The organism is Wolbachia endosymbiont of Pentalonia nigronervosa (genome assembly GCF_014534705.1).
Taxonomy (GTDB): domain Bacteria; phylum Pseudomonadota; class Alphaproteobacteria; order Rickettsiales; family Anaplasmataceae; genus Wolbachia.
The window spans coordinates 1-4,674 of the sequence record NZ_JACVWV010000074.1 but is presented as its reverse complement, the minus strand read 5'-3'; the positions used below and the strand labels follow the sequence as shown (position 1 = coordinate 4,674).

Sequence of the window (4,674 nt, the reverse complement as noted above, 5' to 3'; positions counted from 1 at the left end):
CCCGAAGCTGAAGGATTTCAGGTTATTCCAAAACGTTGGATAGTTGAAAGAACCTTTGCTTGGCTCTCCAATTTTAGGCGCATGAGCAAAGATTACGAACATTCTCCTCTTACCTCAAAAACCAATATTTTCTTTAATATGATTACCGTTATGCTTAATAAATTAGCTACTTAAATGATTTCAAGACATCTTCTAACAAAACTTCCTCGTTCTATTGCTGTTTTAACAGGCATATCACCAAACAAGCAGCCTTGTCCTACAACTTCTCCTATTGTTTGCAGCTTATTCCACATTTCTTGATCTTCTACTTCAACTTTCACTTGATTATAATTTTTTTTGTCTTGGTATACTATAACGTGTAATTCTCCTAAGCTGCTAGAAAACGTTATGGTAAAAGAGCTATTATCTGATACATCTGAATAATTTCTTTCACCATTTTTTCCAGTTTTGATTTCTACTTTACCTTTGCCTACCTGTATGATATTAATTCCAAGCTCCAAGTTACCGTTGCTGAAGCCTAATCTTTTTGCACCTTCGATAACGGTTACAACATTAACTTTGGAGTTATGTGAAAATTTGATGTAAAAGTTCTTGCTATCGATTTCAACGTTTTCAACAGATCCTACAGCAGCAGCATTTTCTGCCACTTCTCTAAGTTTTGTAAGTCGGGTATGTATTTGTGGTTCAACTTCCCTTTGCACTTTACGGCAAATTTCAATTATGTTTTCATCACCTAGGTTATCACCCGCTTCATCAAAATTTGCTCCGTTTAGGGCTAATTTCTTGATTATATCTTCTTGTTTACTTTCTGTAAATTGACTGTAATGCATTTTAAGTACGGCAACATTGGAAAAACTGAATCCATCTTCATTGTGTGCATTGATTCTAATTCCTGAGTCCAATACTTCATCAATAACCTTGCTTAATTCATCTATGGTTTTAGCTACTATAGCTTTTTCCAAAAATGCACTTAATGTAGAGTTTTCATGCTCGTTTAGCCTGATTTGACTTAGAGCTGAGCTAAAAGGGTTAAGTTCTGCAGGATAAACCAGTAGTTGCTTTTTTGTTTTTGAAGTACGCACCAAATTAGTTGATAGGCTTTTACCTATGTCTTTCAGCGTATCTGTAAATACAGCAGATTTTAAGTTAGATAATTTTTCCTTTTTCATAAATACCTCTTTATTTTTAATATAATATACACTCTCAATTATGAGTAAAAGATTAATATAACACTCTTTTGACGACTTGTCAAATCTTATAGAGACGGTTCATGCTGTATGAAGTATAATAATATATTTGCTAAAACTATAAAAAAACTTCAACAAATGACTTGACTCTTTCTGAAATAGATGGCTCCATGACGACCACTGCTAAAAAAGCAGAGTTAATAATTGAAAAAGTTTAATCGTTAGTTAGTAGGTAATTTTTATGAATAATAGTGAAAATAAGAACAAAAGAAGAAAAGAATTAGAGACAAGAGTGTTGTCAAGTAAGGGTAGATCCCTGTTTGATTATGAATTACTTGAGCTGATTTTATATCGAAAAGTAGAAAGTAGAGCAGTTTCAGAAAGATTAGTAGAACTGTTCAAGAGCATAGGTAAGGTGATAAGTGCAGACTCCAATGAGCTTAAAAGTGTCACTGGTATGAATGATTCAGCGGTTGCAGCAATATTCTGCATAAAGGAGGCAATTGAGAAAATGCTCAGAGAAGATTTAGAAGAGCTGCCAATAGTTGACAATCAAAAAAAGCTGATAGAATACTTAAAAATAACCACAGCTCACTCAATCAGAGAAAGCTTTTGTGTTATTTATCTTAATAAGAAATCACGTATAATCGATAAGTATATTCTAGAGGGAACGGTAAATAAAGTACCTCTATATCCAAGAGAAGTAATGAAAAGGGCGCTATTAGTTGGTGCAGCTGCAATAGTTATATCTCATAACCATCCAGGAGGAAATGCAGAACCATCACAACACGATAGAAGTTTAACTGAAACCCTATTACTAGCATGCAGTAGCATGGAAATAGAATTTCTGGATCATATAATTGTAACAGAAAAAAAATACTTTAGTTTTGCTGAAAATAGCTTATTATAGGGTAAAATATTAAGTGAAGTATGGAATTGTTACCTTTACAAGTAAAAGAACAGTGTGAAAGTTTGAACAATAAAGAGAAACAAGAGCTTTACAGGCAGGTGATAAAGGAAGCAAAAAATGCAGCTGAAAATAGTAATATTGATCAACTGAAAAAACTAAGTGAAGTAGCAGTTGTAATAGAGAAAGCCAGCGAAAAAGAGCTGCTTAAATCTTTTGATGACAAAAACCCGCTGAGAGAAGTAAATATTATAATAGAGAGTGATGGATTAACCAATTATCTGTTTAGTCTTGGTGATTCATCAAAACTCTATGATTTAAGAGAAAACAAAAAAGAAACGCTGTATCAAGCAGTTCAATCGAATGATGTAGAGTTAGTAAAGCAGCTGTTGATAGTACTACTGCCCGAAGAAATGAGCAAAGTAGATATAAAGGACTTGGTAGTGTTACTATTAAAGGCTTGTGAAGAACTAAATCTTTCGCAGGATATGAACAATTATCTAGAAAAGAAGATAGGGTTTTACAACTTTTTATATGATTTCGAATCCAGTAAAGATCTTATTGAGTTATTTGCAAATCGGCTAGAGGTTAACTACGAAATAGATAAGTTTCTGCTTTCTATAATTGTAGTCAGGATAAAGGAAGGAGAGCTGTTTTCTGAAGTAAACAATATGATTGAGCTTTTGAAAAAACATGCAAGATTTGATGAGTTGAAATACAAAATAAGAAGACTAAAATCAGAGGTTGCAAGTGGTAAAAGCAAATATATTACTGAAATAATACAATCCAGCATTGAAGAACGGGAAAAGGAAATGTGTGAAATCGAAGAAAAGTACATTAAGCCAATTGATTTAGTACAGGAAAGGAAAAGGTTAGTGAAGCAATTGTGTTTCAAGAGATTTCAACCATTTTGAGGTATTATTGGTGAAAATTCTCTTTATAGTGGTAATATTGTATCTAATTTAAAGAAGTAGGAATACTAAACTCTAGAAGCTCAAAGCACCGCAAAACTAGACATATCTGTTCAAAAAATGTACTCTCTACCTTTAATTTGCTTTTTCAGGTCTCTGTAAAAATTTTCATGCGGAGCAAATGCAAGAAGGGTTAGCTCATTATCTTGTTCATTATAAAGATAGGCTAATAAAATGAGTTGATTAAAAATAAAAAACTTATATACATGAACACCCAGAAGATCTCCTAATTTAGGTCCACCAATATATGGATTATTTTGAATTTGCCTTATTGCTTCATCAAGCTTGAGTTGTTGACTACTATGTAATTTTTTCATTGACCGCTTAAAAGTATTAGTTACAAGAATTTTCACAGCGATAAAGGCTTATATTCCTCAACATTTCCTGCCTTAACATCTTCAAGACCTAATAAAAACTCCTTGACCACGCTATAACTTAACTCAGGATTTTCTTCAACGATTTTACCGATCTTAGCCCAATATTCAATTTGCTGTTGTACAGAACGACTCTGTAATGTAGAGTGAGATTGAGCTGCTTTAACTAGCTCCTCATTAAGGCTTACTGCAATACTCATAGCTATTTTTACCCTAAACTAATTTACATTATATCATATATTAAAAATTTTTTCAATATTTAAAACACAAGGTTTCTTTTTGCTGTAATTCCCTTGAACAATTAACTTCACCTAAAGTATTAAGCATGTTGTATTAGCAATTGAATTTAGAAAGGACCTTCTTATATCACCATAGAACGCCATTTTAGACTCAGGTAGTAGTCATTTATTATATATTCTTTAAGCACTCTTAGTAGGATTTGACCAGTCACAAAAAGAATAATCTTTTATTTATAACTTAAGTTTATTGACGTAAAGTATGAGAGGTATTATGAAAGATGCGTTAGCCAAAACTGACCACAAAAATTTAAGGAAGAGAGTGTGTACAATTTATAAATAGAGCTGTTAATCCTTTGGAAAAGACTTTACGAGCAAACGAGCTGACCCCTGTAGCTCTTTTTTGATTTTTCTGTAATCTGATATGAGCTCTACTATTTCTCTACCTTCCGTATCACTTTCATTATCTTCATGCAAATCGGAAGACATATCAATAAAAAAATCCGATACATTAACTGAAAGAACTTTTGCTAGCTCATACAATCGACTTGCTGAAATTTTAGCTTCCACTCTCTCATACTTCATTATTTGGCTAGATGAAATGCCTAACTTTTCTCCAAGTTGCATTGTTGTTAATCCACGTGCCCGCCTCCAGAGCCTTATTTTTTTACCTATAATTATGTTAATAGCGTTACTGCAATTCATGTTAAACTATAACCTCTTATAAGAATATATTACAATCCTCTGTTGAAAAAGAAAATAAGCTAAAATTTGCAATCACAAGCAGAATCTGATAATGAAATTTGGTATAACTAAAGCTAAAGAGAAAATGAATCATGAATATATTTCTCATTGACTGTCAATTTTATTAAAAAATTACGTAAAAATTTATAGAAAATATAAAATCTTGTCCTAGCAAAACTATGAAATAAACGTGAAATTATATTTTGGAGGTATCCCCGTATGTAACTTTGCTTCTGTATGACCTTCTAAAGAGAA

Annotated in this window: 7 protein-coding genes; 3 read left to right on the top strand and 4 right to left on the bottom strand. The window is 32.3% G+C overall.

The annotated features are described in order from the left end of the window. On the top strand, positions 1 to 174 hold a 174-nt coding region (locus IC220_RS06055), incomplete at its 5' end, for a transposase (RefSeq protein ID WP_188152743.1). Here IC220_RS06055 and IC220_RS06050 read toward each other — a convergent pair. Further along, positions 171 to 1,169 (bottom strand): hypothetical protein, encoded by a 999-nt coding sequence (locus IC220_RS06050; protein WP_188153594.1) that lies wholly within the window; start codon positions 1,167 to 1,169, stop codon positions 171 to 173. The genes IC220_RS06055 and IC220_RS06050 overlap by 4 nt on opposite strands. Before the next feature lie 259 nt (positions 1,170 to 1,428). Here IC220_RS06050 and IC220_RS06045 point away from each other — a divergent pair, with 259 nt between their 5' ends. Both IC220_RS06045 and IC220_RS06040 read left to right on the top strand, forming a co-directional pair. Further along, the gene (locus IC220_RS06045) at positions 1,429 to 2,097 is read left to right on the top strand and encodes a JAB domain-containing protein (protein ID WP_188153593.1); all 669 of its coding nucleotides are present in this window, start codon (positions 1,429 to 1,431) and stop codon (positions 2,095 to 2,097) included. Between the two features lie 20 nt (positions 2,098 to 2,117). Further along, positions 2,118 to 3,008, top strand: a complete 891-nt coding sequence (locus IC220_RS06040; protein WP_188153592.1) for a hypothetical protein — start codon at positions 2,118 to 2,120, stop codon at positions 3,006 to 3,008. A 110-nt stretch (positions 3,009 to 3,118) separates the two neighbouring features. Here the strand turns inward: IC220_RS06040 and IC220_RS06035 are convergent, their stop codons facing one another. The 3 genes from IC220_RS06035 to IC220_RS06025 all read right to left on the bottom strand — a co-directional run bounded on the left by IC220_RS06035 (position 3,119) and on the right by IC220_RS06025 (position 4,380). After that, entirely contained in the window at positions 3,119 to 3,418 is a 300-nt protein-coding gene (locus IC220_RS06035; protein WP_188153591.1) for a type II toxin-antitoxin system RelE/ParE family toxin, read from the bottom strand. Beyond that, on the bottom strand, positions 3,415 to 3,639 hold the full coding sequence (locus tag IC220_RS06030; RefSeq protein ID WP_188153590.1) for a TA system antitoxin ParD family protein: 225 nt from the start codon (positions 3,637 to 3,639) through the stop codon (positions 3,415 to 3,417). The genes IC220_RS06035 and IC220_RS06030 overlap by 4 nt, the downstream gene beginning before the upstream one ends. A gap of 384 nt (positions 3,640 to 4,023) precedes the next feature. Continuing rightward, on the bottom strand, positions 4,024 to 4,380 hold the full coding sequence (locus IC220_RS06025; RefSeq protein ID WP_188153589.1) for a helix-turn-helix domain-containing protein: 357 nt from the start codon (positions 4,378 to 4,380) through the stop codon (positions 4,024 to 4,026). Positions 4,381 to 4,674 lie beyond the last annotated feature (294 nt).

Coding starts and splice junctions, on each gene's coding strand:
- IC220_RS06050 (WP_188153594.1), bottom strand. CDS start 1,169: ATGAAAAAGGAAAAATTATCTAACTTAAAATCTGCTGTATTTACAGAT.
- IC220_RS06045 (WP_188153593.1), top strand. CDS start 1,429: ATGAATAATAGTGAAAATAAGAACAAAAGAAGAAAAGAATTAGAGACA.
- IC220_RS06040 (WP_188153592.1), top strand. CDS start 2,118: ATGGAATTGTTACCTTTACAAGTAAAAGAACAGTGTGAAAGTTTGAAC.
- IC220_RS06030 (WP_188153590.1), bottom strand. CDS start 3,639: ATGAGTATTGCAGTAAGCCTTAATGAGGAGCTAGTTAAAGCAGCTCAA.
- IC220_RS06025 (WP_188153589.1), bottom strand. CDS start 4,380: ATGAATTGCAGTAACGCTATTAACATAATTATAGGTAAAAAAATAAGG.